The sequence below is a fragment of the Geodermatophilus sp. SYSU D00766 genome, from assembly GCF_054049915.1.
Map to the genome: position 1 here is coordinate 15,601 of NZ_JBJGYI010000047.1, position 14,871 is coordinate 30,471.

16 protein-coding genes are annotated in these 14,871 nt (G+C 77.6%); 6 read left to right on the top strand and 10 right to left on the bottom strand.

Annotation, left to right across the window (positions count from 1 at the left end):
- Window position 1: 1 nt before the first annotated feature.
- From ACI8AD_RS22455 to ACI8AD_RS22470, 4 genes are all read right to left on the bottom strand, one after another.
- Window positions 2–352 carry a YciI family protein gene (locus tag ACI8AD_RS22455; RefSeq protein WP_456872751.1) on the bottom strand — a complete coding sequence of 117 codons (351 nt, stop codon included), beginning with the start codon at window positions 350–352 and terminating at the stop codon, window positions 2–4.
- A 103-nt stretch (window positions 353–455) separates the two neighbouring features.
- Window positions 456–1,100: an N-acetyltransferase gene (locus ACI8AD_RS22460; RefSeq protein ID WP_456872752.1), complete on the bottom strand. Its 645-nt coding sequence runs from the start codon at window positions 1,098–1,100 to the stop codon at window positions 456–458.
- 126 nt (window positions 1,101–1,226) lie between these two features.
- Window positions 1,227–2,195: a DUF2382 domain-containing protein gene (locus ACI8AD_RS22465; RefSeq protein ID WP_456872753.1), complete on the bottom strand. Its 969-nt coding sequence runs from the start codon at window positions 2,193–2,195 to the stop codon at window positions 1,227–1,229.
- A gap of 119 nt (window positions 2,196–2,314) precedes the next feature.
- Window positions 2,315–3,103, bottom strand: a complete 789-nt coding sequence (locus tag ACI8AD_RS22470; RefSeq protein ID WP_456872754.1) for a TetR/AcrR family transcriptional regulator C-terminal domain-containing protein — start codon at window positions 3,101–3,103, stop codon at window positions 2,315–2,317.
- Between the two features lie 240 nt (window positions 3,104–3,343).
- Between ACI8AD_RS22470 and ACI8AD_RS22475 the strand changes: the two genes are divergently transcribed.
- Window positions 3,344–4,810 carry an aromatic amino acid lyase gene (locus ACI8AD_RS22475; RefSeq protein ID WP_456872755.1) on the top strand — a complete coding sequence of 489 codons (1,467 nt, stop codon included), beginning with the start codon at window positions 3,344–3,346 and terminating at the stop codon, window positions 4,808–4,810.
- A 103-nt stretch (window positions 4,811–4,913) separates the two neighbouring features.
- Here the strand turns inward: ACI8AD_RS22475 and ACI8AD_RS22480 are convergent, their stop codons facing one another.
- The 5 genes from ACI8AD_RS22480 to ACI8AD_RS22500 form a co-directional block, all read right to left on the bottom strand.
- Entirely contained in the window at window positions 4,914–5,705 is a 792-nt protein-coding gene (locus ACI8AD_RS22480) for a hypothetical protein (RefSeq protein ID WP_456872756.1), read from the bottom strand.
- 76 nt (window positions 5,706–5,781) lie between these two features.
- Window positions 5,782–6,888: a uroporphyrinogen-III synthase gene (locus ACI8AD_RS22485; RefSeq protein ID WP_456872757.1), complete on the bottom strand. Its 1,107-nt coding sequence runs from the start codon at window positions 6,886–6,888 to the stop codon at window positions 5,782–5,784.
- Window positions 6,885–8,357 carry a PP2C family protein-serine/threonine phosphatase gene (locus ACI8AD_RS22490; protein ID WP_456872758.1) on the bottom strand — a complete coding sequence of 491 codons (1,473 nt, stop codon included), beginning with the start codon at window positions 8,355–8,357 and terminating at the stop codon, window positions 6,885–6,887. Before ACI8AD_RS22490 ends, ACI8AD_RS22485 begins: the two co-directional genes overlap by 4 nt.
- Window positions 8,354–9,085 (bottom strand): GAF domain-containing protein, encoded by a 732-nt coding sequence (locus ACI8AD_RS22495; protein WP_456872759.1) that lies wholly within the window; start codon window positions 9,083–9,085, stop codon window positions 8,354–8,356. The genes ACI8AD_RS22490 and ACI8AD_RS22495 overlap by 4 nt, the downstream gene beginning before the upstream one ends.
- Window positions 9,086–9,161: 76 nt before the next feature.
- Complete coding sequence (locus tag ACI8AD_RS22500) at window positions 9,162–10,226, bottom strand: MBL fold metallo-hydrolase (RefSeq protein ID WP_456872760.1); 1,065 nt, start codon at window positions 10,224–10,226, stop codon at window positions 9,162–9,164.
- Between the two features lie 69 nt (window positions 10,227–10,295).
- On the opposite strand from ACI8AD_RS22500, the gene ACI8AD_RS22505 reads away from it, so the two are divergent.
- From ACI8AD_RS22505 to ACI8AD_RS22525, 5 genes are all read left to right on the top strand, one after another.
- Window positions 10,296–10,787: a PH domain-containing protein gene (locus ACI8AD_RS22505; protein ID WP_456872761.1), complete on the top strand. Its 492-nt coding sequence runs from the start codon at window positions 10,296–10,298 to the stop codon at window positions 10,785–10,787.
- Window positions 10,788–11,241: 454 nt separating this feature from the next.
- Entirely contained in the window at window positions 11,242–11,844 is a 603-nt protein-coding gene (gene infC / locus ACI8AD_RS22510) for a translation initiation factor IF-3 (RefSeq protein WP_456872762.1), read from the top strand.
- A gap of 101 nt (window positions 11,845–11,945) precedes the next feature.
- Window positions 11,946–12,140 carry a 50S ribosomal protein L35 gene (rpmI, locus tag ACI8AD_RS22515; RefSeq protein WP_089405007.1) on the top strand — a complete coding sequence of 65 codons (195 nt, stop codon included), beginning with the start codon at window positions 11,946–11,948 and terminating at the stop codon, window positions 12,138–12,140.
- Between the two features lie 36 nt (window positions 12,141–12,176).
- Window positions 12,177–12,563: a 50S ribosomal protein L20 gene (gene rplT, locus ACI8AD_RS22520; protein ID WP_089404795.1), complete on the top strand. Its 387-nt coding sequence runs from the start codon at window positions 12,177–12,179 to the stop codon at window positions 12,561–12,563.
- An 18-nt stretch (window positions 12,564–12,581) separates the two neighbouring features.
- The gene (locus ACI8AD_RS22525) at window positions 12,582–13,382 is read left to right on the top strand and encodes a TrmH family RNA methyltransferase (protein ID WP_456872763.1); all 801 of its coding nucleotides are present in this window, start codon (window positions 12,582–12,584) and stop codon (window positions 13,380–13,382) included.
- A 25-nt stretch (window positions 13,383–13,407) separates the two neighbouring features.
- Here ACI8AD_RS22525 and ACI8AD_RS22530 read toward each other — a convergent pair whose 3' ends face one another.
- Window positions 13,408–14,739, bottom strand: a complete 1,332-nt coding sequence (locus tag ACI8AD_RS22530; protein ID WP_456872764.1) for a sodium/calcium exchanger protein — start codon at window positions 14,737–14,739, stop codon at window positions 13,408–13,410.
- Window positions 14,740–14,871 lie beyond the last annotated feature (132 nt).

Genomic DNA, 14,871 nt, shown 5'->3' on the forward strand with positions numbered 1-14,871 from the left:
GTCAGACCCTGCCGCCGGCGACCGGGCGCACCTCGACCGGCAGGGTGCTCGCCCGCGCCATCCGCCGGCCCCACTCCAGGGCGGCGTCGAGGTCGGGCGCCTCGACGACGGTGAAACCGCCGACGTGCTCCTTGCCCTCGGCGTAGGGCCCGTCGACGACGAGGACGTCGTCCCCGTCGGGGCGCAGCACGGTGGCGGTGTCGGCGGGGTGCAGCGCGGCGGTGAACACCCACGCGCCGGCCGCGCGCATGTCGGCGGAGACCGCCGCGAGGTCGCGCATGATCGGGTCGAGGACCTCCGGCGGCGGCGGGTCGCCGTCGGGCTGCTGGAGGCTGAGCAGGTACTGCGGCACGGTTGTCCTCCCGTCGGACGGCGGCCGGCACCGTACCGGCCGCTCACCCCCTGGACGAACGGGCAGCGCCCGGATCGACAGCCCGGGTCCTACAGATCGGGTCCTACAGATCCGGCATCGGGACCCGCGGCGGGCGGACCGCCACCCACAGGGGCAGCCGGTCGTCGGCCGAGCGGGTCGCCTGCACCACCTCGAAACCCAGGGCGCGGGCGAAGCGCACCACCGCCCACGCGGGGGCGACCAGCGCCGCGGGCACGCGGTCGCGGTCGCAGCGGTCGAGCACCGGGGCGAGCACCGCGCCGCCGAGCCCGCGGCGGCGCGACCGCGGCCGGGTGGCCAGGGCCCGCAGCCGCCAGTGCGGCCCCGCGGGCAGCGCCGCGGCCAGGGCCGCCTCGGTGGCGGCGACGTCGCCGGCGCGCTCGGCGTGCAGCCGGGGCACCTCCCGCTCCAGCGCCGCGCGGACGTCGCCGGGCAGCGGGGCCGCCGCCCCGTCGGGGGCCTGCCACGAGGCGACGGCGTCGACGTCCTCGCTCACCCAGGTGGTGCCGGTGGCGATGCCGCGGTGCGCGTCGAGCTCGGCGAGCCGGGTCAGCCGCTGGGTCCGGCCGTCGACCGGCAGCGCCCACCGCACCCAGCGGGACTCGGCCAGCGCCACGGTGAGGGTGACCGCGATCCGCGGGACGTCGCGGGGCTCGGCCGGCCGCACCACGGGGACGCCGATGTGGACCGTCGGCCCCTGCTCGCTCATGCCGCCATGACACCACGGGTGCCGCGGGCGGGCCCGGACACGGCGACGGGGCCGGTCCGTGGTGGACCGGCCCCGTCGAGGGTGGTGCTGTGCCGCGGTGGCCCCCCGCGCAGGAGGGGCCGGGGATCAGCGGCCGATCTTGCCGTCGTTGTCGCGGTCGAGGGCGTCCTTGGCCTTCTGCACGAAGCCGCGCTCGTCGCGGCCGGTGGTGCCGGTCGTGGTGCCGGTGCCGGCGACGCCGGTCGTGCCGCCGTCGACCTCGATCTGCTCCTTGCGGACCTCGCCGCTGACGGTCTCCTGCTCGGTCACCGTCTGGGTGTCGAGGCGGACGCGCTCGACGGGCACGGCCTCCTTCTCCACCACGGGGCGCTCGGCGTGCAGGACGACCTCGTGCTCCTCCTCGGAGATGGCCGGCCCGTCGAGGGCGTTGCCGATGTTGGCGTCGGTGATCGGCTCGCGCTCGACGCGGACCTCCTCGTGGGAGACCGGCACGGTGGTGCTGACGTTCTCCGTCACGACGTACTTGCGCAGGCGGGCGCGGCCGGCCTCGACCTGCTGGGTGCCCACGTTGAGGTGCTCCTCGGAACGGGTCATCGCGCGGTCGGTGGTCGGGCCGGAGGTGTCGTGGCCCACGGTGCCGCGGGTCTCGAGGTCGTCGCGGACCCCGTCGCGGTCACGGTCGACGCCGCCCGCGACACCGGCGGTGCCCACGGTGCCGGCCGTGCCGGTGGTGGTGCCGGTCGTCGTCCCGGTGGTCAGGCCCTGGCCGGTGGTGGTGCCCGAGGTGCCCAGGCCGTAGTACCGGTAGAGCTCCTGCTCCTCCTGCGGGGACAGGTGGCCGTCGGCGTCGACGCGCGGGGCGTCCTTCACCCGGGCCTTCTCGTACGGGAAGCGGACCTGGCCGCTGCCCACCTCGGCCTCGGCCAGGGGGATGAAGGTCTCCTTGGTGCCGAACAGGCCGGTGTGCACGGTGGCCCACTCGGGGCGGCCGGTCTCGTCGTCGAGGTAGACCTCGGAGATCTTGCCCAGCTTGTCGCCGTCGCGGTCGACGGCGGTGCTGCCGATGACGGTGCTGATCTGCTGCTCGGTGATCACGTCTGCTCCTCGCGGAAAGGGGACTGGTCGTGGCCGGCTCCCTCGTGCGGCGGTGTGCCGGGGGTCAGCAGGCCACTCCCGGCTTGCCCGGACGGTTTACGGCGTAAACCCGCTCAGGCCTATTTCTCCCCGGGGACCCGGCCCTCCGCCCGCACCGACTCCAACCGGTCGAGCAGGTTCTCGAGGGCCTCCTCGAACTCGGCGGCCGACTCGTCGCGGGACAGCAGCTCCTCCAGCTCGACCACCAGCGGGTACTGGCCCAGGTCGGTGCCGGTGCCCGGGACGCCCTCCGGCGCGTCCTCCGGGGTGATCTGTACCCCCTTCTGCGACACCTCCAACAACAGGTGGCCGAGCAGGAAGCTGGAGTAGGCGCGGTAGGCCGCCACCGCCGCCTCGGGGGAGAAGCCGCTGTCGGTCATCACGGTGAGGAAGGACTCGATCCAGCGCAGGCTACGCAGCGGCGGGCGGACCCACGGGGCGGCAGGGGGCCGGGTGGCCACCAGCGGGAACACCTCCGGGTGGGCGAGGGCGATCCGCCGCACGCCGTGCGCGAGGCGCTGCGCGTAGTCCTGCCAGCCGTGGGCGGCGCGCAGGTGCACCTCCGGGTCGCCGTACAGCTCGTCGACGACGGTCTCGACGACGCCGTCGAGCAGCTGCTCGCGGCCGGGCACGTAGCGGTAGAGCGCCATCGCCTCCACGCCGAGGTGCGCGCCCAGCCGGCGCATGGTGAGCGCGGCCAGGCCGTGCCGGTCGATGTACTCGATCGCGGCGCCCAGGATGCGCCGGCGGTCGAGGCCGGCCCGGCCGGTGCTCGGGGGACCGGCCGGGACCACGGTGCCGGCGCCTCCGCGCGCCTCCGGGGAGTCGGGGTCGGGACGCCGCATCGGGATGGTGTCCTCGCCGTCCACGTGCACCTCCCGCCGTCTCGTGGCCCGGGTCCCTCCGGGCACCCGGTGCGCCCTCCTCGCTCGTCGCCCGCTCGGGGGACGGTGCCCGCCCGAGGGTGCGCCGGAACGTGCCGTGACGGTCGTCGTCGTTGCGCGGTGGACCCACACCGCGACCCGGCGGCCTCCCCGGCCCCGGTGCGTGCACGGACCGGGCCTCCTGCGGCCCGGCCGGTCGTAGGCTCGGCGGCCCGGGAGGCGCCCATGACCACCGTGCGGATCGGCACCGCGCCCATGTCGGTCGACGACCTGCTCGCCGTCGTCCACGGCGCCCGGGTGGAGCTCGACGGAACCGCCCGGGAGCGCATCGCCGCCGCACGGGCCGTCGTCGACGACGCCCTCGCGTCCGGCGCCGCGGTCTACGGCCTGACCACCCAGGTCGGCCACCTGAGGGACACCCGGCTGAGCGCGGAGGAGATCCACCGCGAGCAGCAGTTCCTCGTGCTCTCCCACGCCGGCGGGATCGGGCCGCCGCTGCCGGTGCCCGTGGTGCGCGCCGCCCTCGCCGTCCGGCTGGCCGGCATCGCCCGCGGCGGCTCGGGGGCCTCGCCCGCGGTCGCCGAGACGCTGGCGGCGATGCTCGACGCCGGCGTGCACCCGGTGGTGCCCGCGACCGGCTCGGTGGGCGCGGCCGACGTCGGCCAGATGGCCGGGATGGCGCAGGTCGCCGTCGGGCTGGGCCGGGCCGAGTACCGGGGGGAGGTGCTGGACGGCGGGGAGGCGCTGCGGCGGGCCGGCATCGCGCCCCTGGTCCTCGCCGGCAAGGACGGGCTGGCGCTGATCTCGGCCAACGGGGTGTCGGTCGGGCAGGCGGCGCTGGTGGCCGCCCGGGCGGCGCGGGTGGCCGACGCCGCCGACGTCGCCGCGGCGGTGTCCATGGAGGCCACGCGGGCCAACGCGTCGGTCCTGCACCCCGCGGTGGGCCGCGCGAAGCCGGTCCCGGGGCAGCTCGCCGCCGCCGACCACCTGCGCCGGCTGCTCACCGGCAGCGCGCTGCTCGGCCCCGACGGCGCCGCGTCGGTGCAGGACGCGCTGTCCTTCCGGGTCGTGCCGCAGGTGCACGGGGCGCTGCGGGAGTACGTCGGCGCCCTGCGCTCCGCCGTCGAGGGCGAGCTGGCCGCCGCCGCCGACAACCCGCTGGTGTCGGTCGAGGACGGCACGCTGCTGAGCAACGGCAACTTCCACCCGATGGTGCTGGCGCTGGCCGCCGACGCGCTGCGCATCGCCCTCGCCCAGGTGGGCCAGCTCGCCGACCGGCGGATGGCCCACCTGTGGGAGGCGTTCTTCCGGCAGCTGACCGGCCCGCCGGCCGCGGCCGCGTACGGGCTGGCGCTGCGCTACCCCGCGGCGGCCGTCGTCGCGGAGCTGGTGCAGCTGGCCGCGCCGGCCACCCTCGACGTCCCGCCGCTGGACCTCGGGGTCGAGGACCACGCGACCGGCGCGCCGCTGAGCGTCCGCAAGGCCGACACCGCGCTCGGGCTGCTGGAGGACCTCCTCGCCGTCGAGCTGCTGCTGGCCTCCGACGTCCTCGCCACGGCGCCGTCACCGGCCGCGCTGGGCACCGGCACCGCGGCGGCGCTGGAGCTGGTGCGGGAGGCGGTCGCCGCGGCCGAGCCGTACCCCGACGCCGTCCACGCGGCCCTGCGCGCCCGCTTCCCCGGCGGGCGGTGACGGTCAGGACGCGCCGCCGCGCCGGCACCGTTCGTGCACGCCGCGCGGTCGGCCGCCGCCCGCGACGACGGTGCGTGCACACACGGCGGGGCGCAGCGGGAGGTCAGGCCAGGTCGGCCAGCGCGGCGGCGACCGCCTGGTCGCGCACGAAGTCCAGCGCCAGCAACCGGTGCACCAGCACGCCCCGGCGGGTCAGCCGCAGGTCGGCCGGCCGCAGCCGGGGCAGCGCCGAGCCGCCCGGGCGCGGGGTCGCCGGCGGCGGGTCGAGCAGCCCGCCGCGCTGCAGCTCGCCCAGGTCCTCCAGCGCGCCCCACGCGGTCCAGCCGCGCGGGTCCTGCGGCACCGGCGTCATGGGCAGCGGGGCGCGCTCGCGCCGGCCGACGGCGGCCAGCAGCACCAGCTGGCGCCCGGTCAGCGCGGCGCCCAGCCGCAGCCCGCGGGAGACGACGGCGACGTCGAGGTCGGCGGAGACGGCCGACTCGGCCAGCAGGTAGCCCAGGTGCCGCACCCGCCACTCCTCGGTGGCCGCCTGCGCGGCGAGCACCACCGCCTCGCCGACCTCGTCGGCCGGCGCGCGACCCCCGGGGCCGGCGGTGAGGAAGCCGTCGGTGCGCACCGCCCGGCCCTCCGCGGCGCGGGTCACCGACAGCTCGGCGGCGAAGGCGAGCGCGGCGCCGGCACGGCAGCGGGCGCGGGGGGAGACGGGGGGCGGCGGGTCGGCGTCGGCCGCCGTCGCGGTGCGGCGCAGCCAGGCGGCCAGCGCGTCGTCCAGGCGCACCCGCGCGGACCCGTCGTCGAACAGCAGGGCGGCGGCCGTGCGCGCCATCGTCCCGGCCACCAGCTCGCCGGACTCCACCAGTGCGCGTCCCGGTGCCGTCTCCGTGTACTCCGCCACGGCGCCGATCATCGCCCGGCGCGGCGCCCGCCGTCGGCCGGGGAGCGGCGCGGTCCCCACAGCGGGGCAGGCCGGGTCACCCGCCGAGGCGCGCGCCGCCCTCCACCGACGTCACCGGGGCCGGCCCGAGCGCGGCGCGCAGCTGCGCCAGGGCCGCCCCGACGTCGTCGCCGGCCGGCAGCCGCCGGGCCAGCTCGGCCGCGGGCACGACGGCCCCGGGCCGCTCGGCCAGCGCGCGCAGCACCGCCGCGGGCGCGGGCGGCAGCTCCACCAGCCGGTCGTCGAGCACGGCGGCGTGCCCCCGCACCTGCAGGTCGGCGCCGCCGGCCCGCAGCACCGGGTCGCGGGCGGCCAGCGCCGTGGCGACCTCGCGGGCCAGCGCGCCCAGCCGCGCCCGCTCCGGCTGCGCGGCGGCGATGCCGGCGGCGGCCAGCGGCGCCGCGGTGACCGGGCCGACGGCGACCGGCAGCACCCCGTCCCGCAGCGCCGCCACCACCTCCGCGCGCAGGCCCAGCTCCCCGGCCGTCGCCAGCAGGCTCGCCGCGGCCGGCGCGCTGGTCACGGTGACCGCGTCGACCTCCCGCGCGGCCACCGCGCCGACCAGCCGGTGCAGCGGGCCGACGTCGGCGGGCGGCACCCACCGGTAGACCGGCACCGGCAGCACCTGCGCGCCGGCGGCGCGCAGCGCGGCGACGAGCTCCCGCAGCGGGTCGCCGTGCAGCTGGACGGCGACCCGGCGGCCGGCCAGCGGCCCCTCCGCGCCCGAGAGCAGGTGCTCGAGCACCTCGGCCGAGGACTCCGACGTCGGCGACCACGCGTCGACCAGCCCACCGCCGCGGATGGCGCCGCGCGCCTTGGGCCCGCGGGCGAGGACCCGGGCGGTGCGCAGGTGCTCGACCAGCGGCAGGCCCCGGGCGGCGGCCGCCTCCAGCCACCCGCGGAACCCCACGCCGGTGGTGGCGACGACGAGGTCGACCGGTGCGGCCAGCACGGCCGCGGTGGCGGCGGCGAGCTCGGCATCGTCGGCCAGCGGCACGATCCGGAGGGCCGGGGCGTACACGACCCGGGCGCCCCGGCGCTGCAGCAGCGCGCCGAGCTCCTCCCGGCGCCGCTCGGCGGTGACCGCGACCGTGTACCCCGCCAGCGGGGCGACCCCGGGCGCGACGTCGGGGGAGGAGCTCACCGGTCCATCGTCCCCGGTTCCCCGGCGCTCCAGCAGGCGAGCAGGATGCTGGCGTCGTCCTGCAGCACCCCGCCCTGGTGGTCGAGCACCGCGTGCATGAGGCGGCGGACCGTCTCCGGCGGTGGCTGCCCGGCCGCCACCGCCCGGGTCAGGAACTCGATGAGCCGCTGCTCGCCGAACCAGCGCCCCAGGCCGTCGCGGGCCTCGGTGACCCCGTCGGTGTAGAGGGCCAGCCAGTCGCCGGGCTCCAGCGCCTCCTCGGCCACGGAGAACCCCTCCGCCGGGAGGCCCAGCGGCACGCGCCCGCTCCCGGCGAGCTCCTTGACCACCCGGCCGGAGCGCAGCAGCAGGGGCGGCGGGTGACCGGCCCGCACGTAGCGCAGCAGCCCCGAGGTCAGGTCCAGCTCCGCGAGGACCCCGGTGACGAACGCGCTGCCGGTGAAGGTGGCCGCGACCACCTCGTCGACCGCCCGCGCCTGCTCGTCCAGCCCGCGCCCCTCCCGGCGGGCCGCCCGCGAGGCGGCCAGCGCCGCGGCGGCCATCAGTCCGGCACCGAGCCCGTGGCCCACCGCGTCGAGGACGGCCATGGACACCGTGTGCTCGGTCAGGGCGTAGTCGAAGGCGTCCCCGCCGACCGCGGCGCTGGGCTCCAGGGAGCCGGCCAGGACGAAGGTGTCGCTCGCGGCGGTCAGCGGCGGCAGCTGCTGCCACACCAGCTCGGCCGACGGCGACCGCGGGCGGGTGCGCCGGGTGCGCTCCAGGACGTCGCCGTGCAGGCCCATGGCGGTCACCAGGTGGGCGACCATCGCCGCCAGCCACTGGCACTGCTCCCGCAGGCCGGGGTCCTCGAGGTCGCGGTCGGACTCCACCCGCACCTCCAGCACGCCCATCCGGTCGGCGCCGTCGAGCAGCGGCACCCACAGGCGCGGGACGCCGCCGGCCTCCGAGGGCAGCGGCTGCCCGGACTGGAAGACGCGCCCGGGGAGGGTGCCGTCGACGGCGACCGGGTCGGCGCCCGCCCGGCCGTCGGGGAGCCGGACCAGCTCCCGCTGCTCGTGGTCGACGACGTGCACGGTGACGTCGACGCCGAGCGCCCGGCCGGCCTCCGCGGCGAGCGGCGCCAGCCGGTCGGGGGGAGCGGTGCGGGTGGCCTCGAGCAGCCGCAGCAGCGCCGCCAGCGGCCCGCTGGTGGGCCGCGGCGGGCGCAGCGGCCGGGAGTAGGGCACCCGGCGGGCGGCGAAGAGCTCGTCGAGGCGCTCGTTGACGGCGACGGCCAGCAGGTCGCCGTCGAGGTCGGGCAGGCAGGCCAGCCCCCCGAGGTGGGTCTCCAGGTCGAACAGGTCGGCGTTGCCGCCCAGCTCGAAGTACCGCAGCCACAGCTGGTCCAGGGTGAGGTCGGCGTGCCGGAGGGCGTCCCGCAGCAGTGCCCGCCGGTCCTCGGCGGACACGCCGGCGGGCGGCCCGGTCATCGGAGCCGTCGCACGGCGGAGTCGACCACCGCCCGCGCCGCCTGCCGCAGCGTGCCGGCGTCCCCTCCGGAGCGGGACAGCAGCATGCCCAGCGCCGTCTCCTCGCCGACCCCGTGCCGGGCCATCAGCACGCCCTTGGCGGTGCTCACCACGTCGCGGGCCGCCACGGCCTGCCGCAGGTCGTCACTGGCCCGGCGCGCCCGCTCCCGGGCGGTGACGTGCGTGACCAGCAGGGCGGCCTGGGCGGCCGAGAGGGTGAGCACGTGGGCGTCGTGGGGCGTGAACACGCCCGGGGCGCCGCCGTAGACCTTGAGGGCACCCAGCGTGCGGTCCCCGGCCAGCAGGGGCGCGCTCACGGTCGACAGCAGCCCGAGGTCGACGGCCTCGGCCGCCCACCGCTGCCAGCGGGGGTCGGCCCGCAGGTCGTCGGCGCGCACCAGCGCCCGGCCGGCGGCCGCGGCCAGGCACGGGCCCTCGTCGAGCTCGTACTGCAGCGCGTCGGCGCGCTCGACCAGCGGGTCGGTCGCCCCCGCCGTCCGGCGCCCGGCGGGGTCCACGATCGAGACGCCGGCGCCGACGGCCGCCGGGACGGTCTCCAGCAGCAGCGAGCTGACCAGGCCCAGGGCGGTGGCCACGGTCTCCTCGGACAGCAGCAGGCCCGACACCCGCGCCGAGACGACCGACAGCTCGTCGGCGAGGGGGAGGGATCGGGTGAGGTCCTGGCGCACGGGCACCTCGCGGGGACCGGCCGTGGCGGTCCCGTCGTCTCCAGGCGCCCGGCCGCGGACCCAGGATAGTGCCGCGTCAGCGCAGCCGCGCCGCCGAGAAGCGCGGCACCTGACCGCCGTCCCCGACGACCAGCCCCCGGCCGGCCAGCAGCCGCAGGTGGGCGTCGGTCTCGGTGACGGCGAAGATCCGCATCCGCCGGGCGTACTGGGACCACGGCCGTGACCAGGTGAGGTGCGCGGCCAGCTCCCACGGCGTGCCGCCCGGGTGCGCGCGGACGGCGGCCAGCAGCTCGGCCAGCCGGCGCTCGTGGTGTGCGCGCAGCTCCCGCGTCCGCTCGGCCAGCCCGCTGAAGCGCCACTCGTGCCCGGGCAGCACCTCCCCGGCCGGCTGCCCGGCGACCGTCTCCAGCGAGGCCAGGTAGTCGCGCAGCGGGTCGGGGGCGCCGGCCGGGGTGGTGGAGATGTTGGGGCTGATCCGCGGGAGCACGTGGTCGCCGGCGAAGAACAGCCCGCCGCCCTCCTCGGCGAAGCACAGGTGCCCGGGGGTGTGCCCGGGGGTGTGCACCGCGCGCAGCGACCAACCCGGCAGGTCCGGCCGGTCGCCGTCCTCCAGCAGCCGGTCGGGCCGGGCCAGCCGCCGCCACCGGGCCCGCTGCTCGGGGGTGCCGGCGTCGTCCCGCGCGTCGGCCTCGGGGGCGCCGAGGCCGACGAGGAAGGCCACCTCGTGCTCGGTGGAGTCCTCCGGGGAGCGCTCGGTGAGCGAGGTCAGCGCCGCCGCGTCGGCCGGGTGCATGGCGATCCAGGCGCCGGAGGCCTCCCGCACCCGCGCGGCGAGCCCCACGTGGTCCAGGTGCATGTGGGTGACCAGCACACCGCGCACGTCGGTGACGTCGCCGCCGAGCTCCGCCAGGCCCGCGCACAGCGCCGCCCAGCTGTCGTCGGCGTCCCAGCCGGTGTCGACCAGGCCCAGCCCGCCGCCGGCGAGCTCCAGCACGTAGGCGTTGACCCACCGCAGCGGCCCGGCCATGGGCACCGGCACCGACCACAGTCCCGGCCGCACCCGCTCGACCGGGGGGACCGTCCGCGCGCGCCAGGCGGCCTGCTGCGCCGGGCCGGTCACCTCCACGCCGGGCACCTCCACGCCGGGCACTCTGCCAGGCAGTGCCCGCTCCGGGTCCGGGGGCCGCGCCTCGCCTGGGACCATGGGGACGTGCCGACGACGCCCGCCGTCCCCGCCGCCGTGACCGCCGTCCCGCGCCGGCTGCGCCTGGTCTGCGCGGTCGCCGCCGCGCTGGTCGTCGGCGTCATGGTGGTCGTGGCCGTGCTGCTCACCTCGTCGTCGACCGGGGTGGTCAGCTTCGGTCTGGCCGACCAGGTGGCGGTGGCCGGCCTGGGGGTGTTCGTGGGCGCCGGCGTGCTGCTCGTCGGGGCCTCGCGGGTCGACGCCGACGCGGCCGGGGTCCGGGTGCGCAACGTGCTGGTCCGGCACGAGCTGCCGTGGTCGGTGGTCCGGGCGGTGCGCTTCGACCGGGACTCCTCGTGGGCGTCGCTGGAGCTGGCCAACGGCGACGAGGTGTCCGTGCTCGCCGTCCAGGCCGCCGACCGGGAGCGGGCGCTCGACGCCGTCGAGGGGCTGCGCGCACTGCTGTCCGCGCACCGGGCGGCCCAGCCCGCCCCGCCCCCGCTGCTCTACGACGACTGACGCAGGACCCCCTTCCCCCCTCGTCTGGCACGCTCGGCGCGGGACCCTGAGGGGTGGCCGTTCCAGCACGTCACGGGTGGGAACGGCGAAGGGCCCCCGTGCCCCCCGCCGCTCGCGAGCTCACGGCGGGCCCCTGCACGGGGGCCGGGAGACCGGAATGTCTCGACCGTCCACGACGCTGTAGCATGGGCGTGCCTCCCCGCTACACGAGGCGCGTGAACCACCAACCCAGCGGCCCCGCCCCGGGCCGCTGACCAAGAGGAGCCCGCTCCCACCTGGCGCCGCCGAGGCGCCCAGGTCCCGGTTCGCGGAGGACCGGCCCGCCCCGGTGGGTCCCCCGCGACGTGCACGGCCCGGCGACGGGTCCGTGCCCCACCGGCGAGAACGGGCCCTGTGAGCGCAGCTCACGGGGCCCGAGTCGTCCCCGGTGGCGGGTGGGCGCGACTCCTCCCGTGTGAAGAGCAGAGGAGAGGCCATCACCGAGCCCCGTATCAACGACCGTATCCGCGTCCCCGAGGTCCGCCTGGTCGGACCCGAGGGCGAGCAGGTCGGCATCGTGCCGATCGGCGAGGCGCTGCGACTGGCGCAGGACTCCGAGCTGGACCTCGTCGAGGTCGCGCCGATGGCCCGCCCGCCGGTCGTCAAGCTGATGGACTACGGGAAGTTCAAGTACGAGTCCGCCCAGAAGGCCCGCGAGGCCCGGCGGAACCAGGCGCTCACCGTCATCAAGGAGATGCGGCTGCGCCTGAAGATCGACCCGCACGACTACGAGACCAAGAAGGGCCACGTCGAGCGCTTCCTCAAGAGCGGCGACAAGGTCAAGATCACCGTGATGTTCCGCGGTCGCGAGCAGTCGCGCCCGGAGATGGGCTACCGCCTGCTGCAGCGGCTGGCCGCCGACGTCGCCGAGCTCGGCGTCGTCGAGTCCAACCCCAAGCAGGACGGCCGCAACATGGTCATGGTGATCGCCCCGCACCGGAACCAGGCCGCGACCGACGGCGCCCGCCGCCAGGCCAAGGCCGAGCGGGCCGCCGAGGGACAGACCCCGACGGCCTGACCCGGTCGCACGCAGGACCGCACCACCGAGACGGCCGGCGCCGTCGCGGCAGCCCCGTGCTGCCGCGCGGCGCCGACACCCACGAACAGGACGACGAGGACATGCCGAAGCAGAAGACCCACAAGGGCACCGCCAAGCGGGTGCGCGTGACGGGCACCGGCAAGCTCATGCGCGAGCAGGCCAACAACCAGCACAAGTTCGAGCACAAGTCCTCGCGGCGCAAGCGCCGGCTGGAGAAGGACCAGGTCCTGAGCCCGGCCGACACCAAGACCCTCAAGAAGCTGCTGGGCATCTAGAGCCCCCGCCTCCAGCACCGATAAAGGAGTACTCACGTGGCACGCGTGAAGCGGGCGGTCAACGCCCAGAAGAAGCGCCGGAGCGTCCTCGAGGCCGCCAGCGGCTACCGGGGTCAGCGCTCGCGCCTGTACCGCAAGGCCAAGGAGCAGATCCTCCACTCGGCCACCTACAACTACCGCGACCGCAAGGTGCGCAAGGGTGACTTCCGCAAGCTGTGGATCACCCGCATCAACGCCGCGGCGCGCCAGAACGACATGACCTACAACCGGTTCATGCAGGGCCTGAAGCTGGCCGGCATCGAGCTCGACCGCCGCGTGCTCGCCGAGCTCGCGGTCAACGAGCCGGCCGCCTTCGCCGCGCTGGTGGAGACCGCCCGCGCCGCCGTCGCCGCGGCTCCGGCCGGCGGCGAGCAGGCCGCCTGATCCACCCCCTCCGACGCCGTGGCCGAGCTGCTGACCGAGCGGTCGGGCCGGGTGGCCGCCGCGCGCCGGCTGACCCGCCGCGCCGGCCGCGACGACGCCGGCGCCTTCCTCGCCGAGGGCCGCCAGGCGGTGTCCGAGGCGCTCGCCCTGGCCGAGGCCGACCCCGCCGCCGTCCGCGAGGTGTTCGCCACCGAGGCCGCCGCCGCCGCGCACCGCGACCTGCTGGCGTCGACCGCCGTCCCGGTCCGGCTGGTCACCGAGAAGGCCGCGGCCGCGCTGTCGGAGACGGTGACGCCGCAGGGCCTCGTCGCCGTCTGCGCGCTGCGCGACGTCCCCGCCGACCGGCTGCTCGCCGACCCGCCGGCGCTGACCGTCGCCCTGGCCGGCCTCGCCGACCCCGGCAACGCCGGCACCGTGCTGCGCACCGCCGACGCGTGCGGCGCGGGCGCGGTGGTCTTCGGCGCCGGGTCGGCCGACCCCTACGGCGGCAAGGCGGTGCGCTCCAGCGCCGGCAGCCTGTTCCACCTCGACGTCGTCCGCGGCGCGCCGCTGGGCCCGCTGGTCACCGGCCTGCAGGCACGGGAGGTGACCGTCCTGGCCGCCGACGGCGGCGGGGAGACCGCCCTCGACGAGCTGGGGACGGCGCTGGCCGGGCCGGTGCTGTGGCTGTTCGGCAACGAGGCCCGCGGCGTGCCCCCGGAACTGGCCGCCGCCGCCGACGCGCGGGTGCGGATCCCGATGAGCGGACGCGCCGAGAGCCTCAACCTCGCCGCCGCCGCCGCGATCTGCCTCTACGCCACCCAGCTCGCACAGCGCTGACCCCCGCCGTCGAGTCCCGCCGCGGTCAGGTGCCGGCGGGCTCGAGCTCGTCGAAGGGCGTGACCACGCCGTCGCGGGCCAGCCGGCTCGTGGTGCGGGCCCGCAGCGCGAAACGCGCCAGCGCGAGCACCACGTAGACGCCCGACAGGACGAGCACCAGCACCCGGTCGGCGTCGGCCGGCAGCACGATGCTGCCGACGAACTGCACGGCGAAGAGCACGAACAGCGCGCCCGCACCGGCGGCGGTCAGCCGCAGCCCCACCAGCAGCGAGACGGCGAACAGCGACTGCGCGGCGGTCAGCAGCAGCTCGGTGCGCTGCTGGGTGTCCAGCGGCAGCCCGGAGAACGACGTCGAGCTGATCGCGAACGCCAGCGGGATGGTCCCGACCAGCAGCGTCCACTGGTTGACCTTGCTCGACAGCAGCGTGCCCAGGGAGTCCGAGGCCCGCAGCCGCGCGGCGTACAGGCAGGCCACGATCAGCTCGGGCGCCTCGCTGGCCAGCGGCGCCACCCACTGCACGAGCAGGAACTCGTCCACCCCGAGCGTGGCGCCGGTCTCCACCAGCGACTCGGCGAAGTGCTCGGCGCTGGCCAGGATCACCAGGGCCGCGACGGCGAACACCGCGGCCACCCAGGTGCGACGGCGCCGCCTCGGCTGCTCGCCGAGCCAGCGCGAGGTGCCGATCAGGTCCGGGTCCTCGGCCGGGGCCTGCGCCAGCCGGCGGGCGTAGAGCACGAACACGGTGACCAGCACCGCGCAGTCGACCAGCGTCAGGCTCGAGCGCAGCGGCAGGTGCAGCGAGTACAGCGTCGCGATGCCGAGGAACACGACCTCCGGGGACATGGCGGGCGACAGCCGCACCTCGCCCCGGGACAGCCGGCGGGCCGTGTCGTCCCCGGCCCGGCGGCGGCGGGCGACGGCGACCGCGGCCACCAGCACCACCAGCGGCCAGCCGACGCCGACCAGCACCCGGTTGGCGCCGGTCATGTTGGCCAGCGCGAGCGCGCAGGCGTCCTCCCCGCCGTCGGGCGGGGTGCAGGAGCCGGTGTCGCCGAAGGTCGTGCCCGCCGTCCAGGTGAAGACGAAGTCGACGGCGTACTCGGGCAGCACGGCCAGCAGCGCGAGCAGCGCCAGCGCCAGCCCCGCGCTGATGTCGACCTGCGCGGCCTCGGCGGCCCACGACAGCAGGAACGCCGCCCCGACGATCGCCGTCCCGTACAGCAGCGCCTGCAGCGGCGGAGGCAGGTCCGGCGCCGGCAGGCCCAGGTAGGCCGCCGCGCCCAGGTAGGCGCCGGGGACGGTCACCAGGGCCGCGGCCGCCAGCGGCGCCGGCGGCCGTCGAGAGGGTTCGGGCACGGGCGGTCTCCAGACGTGCGGGCGGGGGGGGGGGGGCCGGCCGGGGGCCCCCCCCCAACCCCCCCCCCCCCCCGGGGCCCCCCCCCCCCCCCCCGCCCCCCCGCCGCCCCCCCGGGGGCCCCCCCCCCCCCC

Excerpts from the sequence above, each read along its gene's own strand:
- ACI8AD_RS22490 (WP_456872758.1), bottom strand. The coding sequence starts at position 8,357 with ATGACCGGGCCGCCCGCCGGCGTGTCCGCCGAGGACCGGCGGGCACTG.
- ACI8AD_RS22475 (WP_456872755.1), top strand. The coding sequence starts at position 3,344 with ATGACCACCGTGCGGATCGGCACCGCGCCCATGTCGGTCGACGACCTG.
- rpmI (WP_089405007.1), top strand. The coding sequence starts at position 11,946 with ATGCCGAAGCAGAAGACCCACAAGGGCACCGCCAAGCGGGTGCGCGTG.
- ACI8AD_RS22460 (WP_456872752.1), bottom strand. The coding sequence starts at position 1,100 with ATGAGCGAGCAGGGGCCGACGGTCCACATCGGCGTCCCCGTGGTGCGG.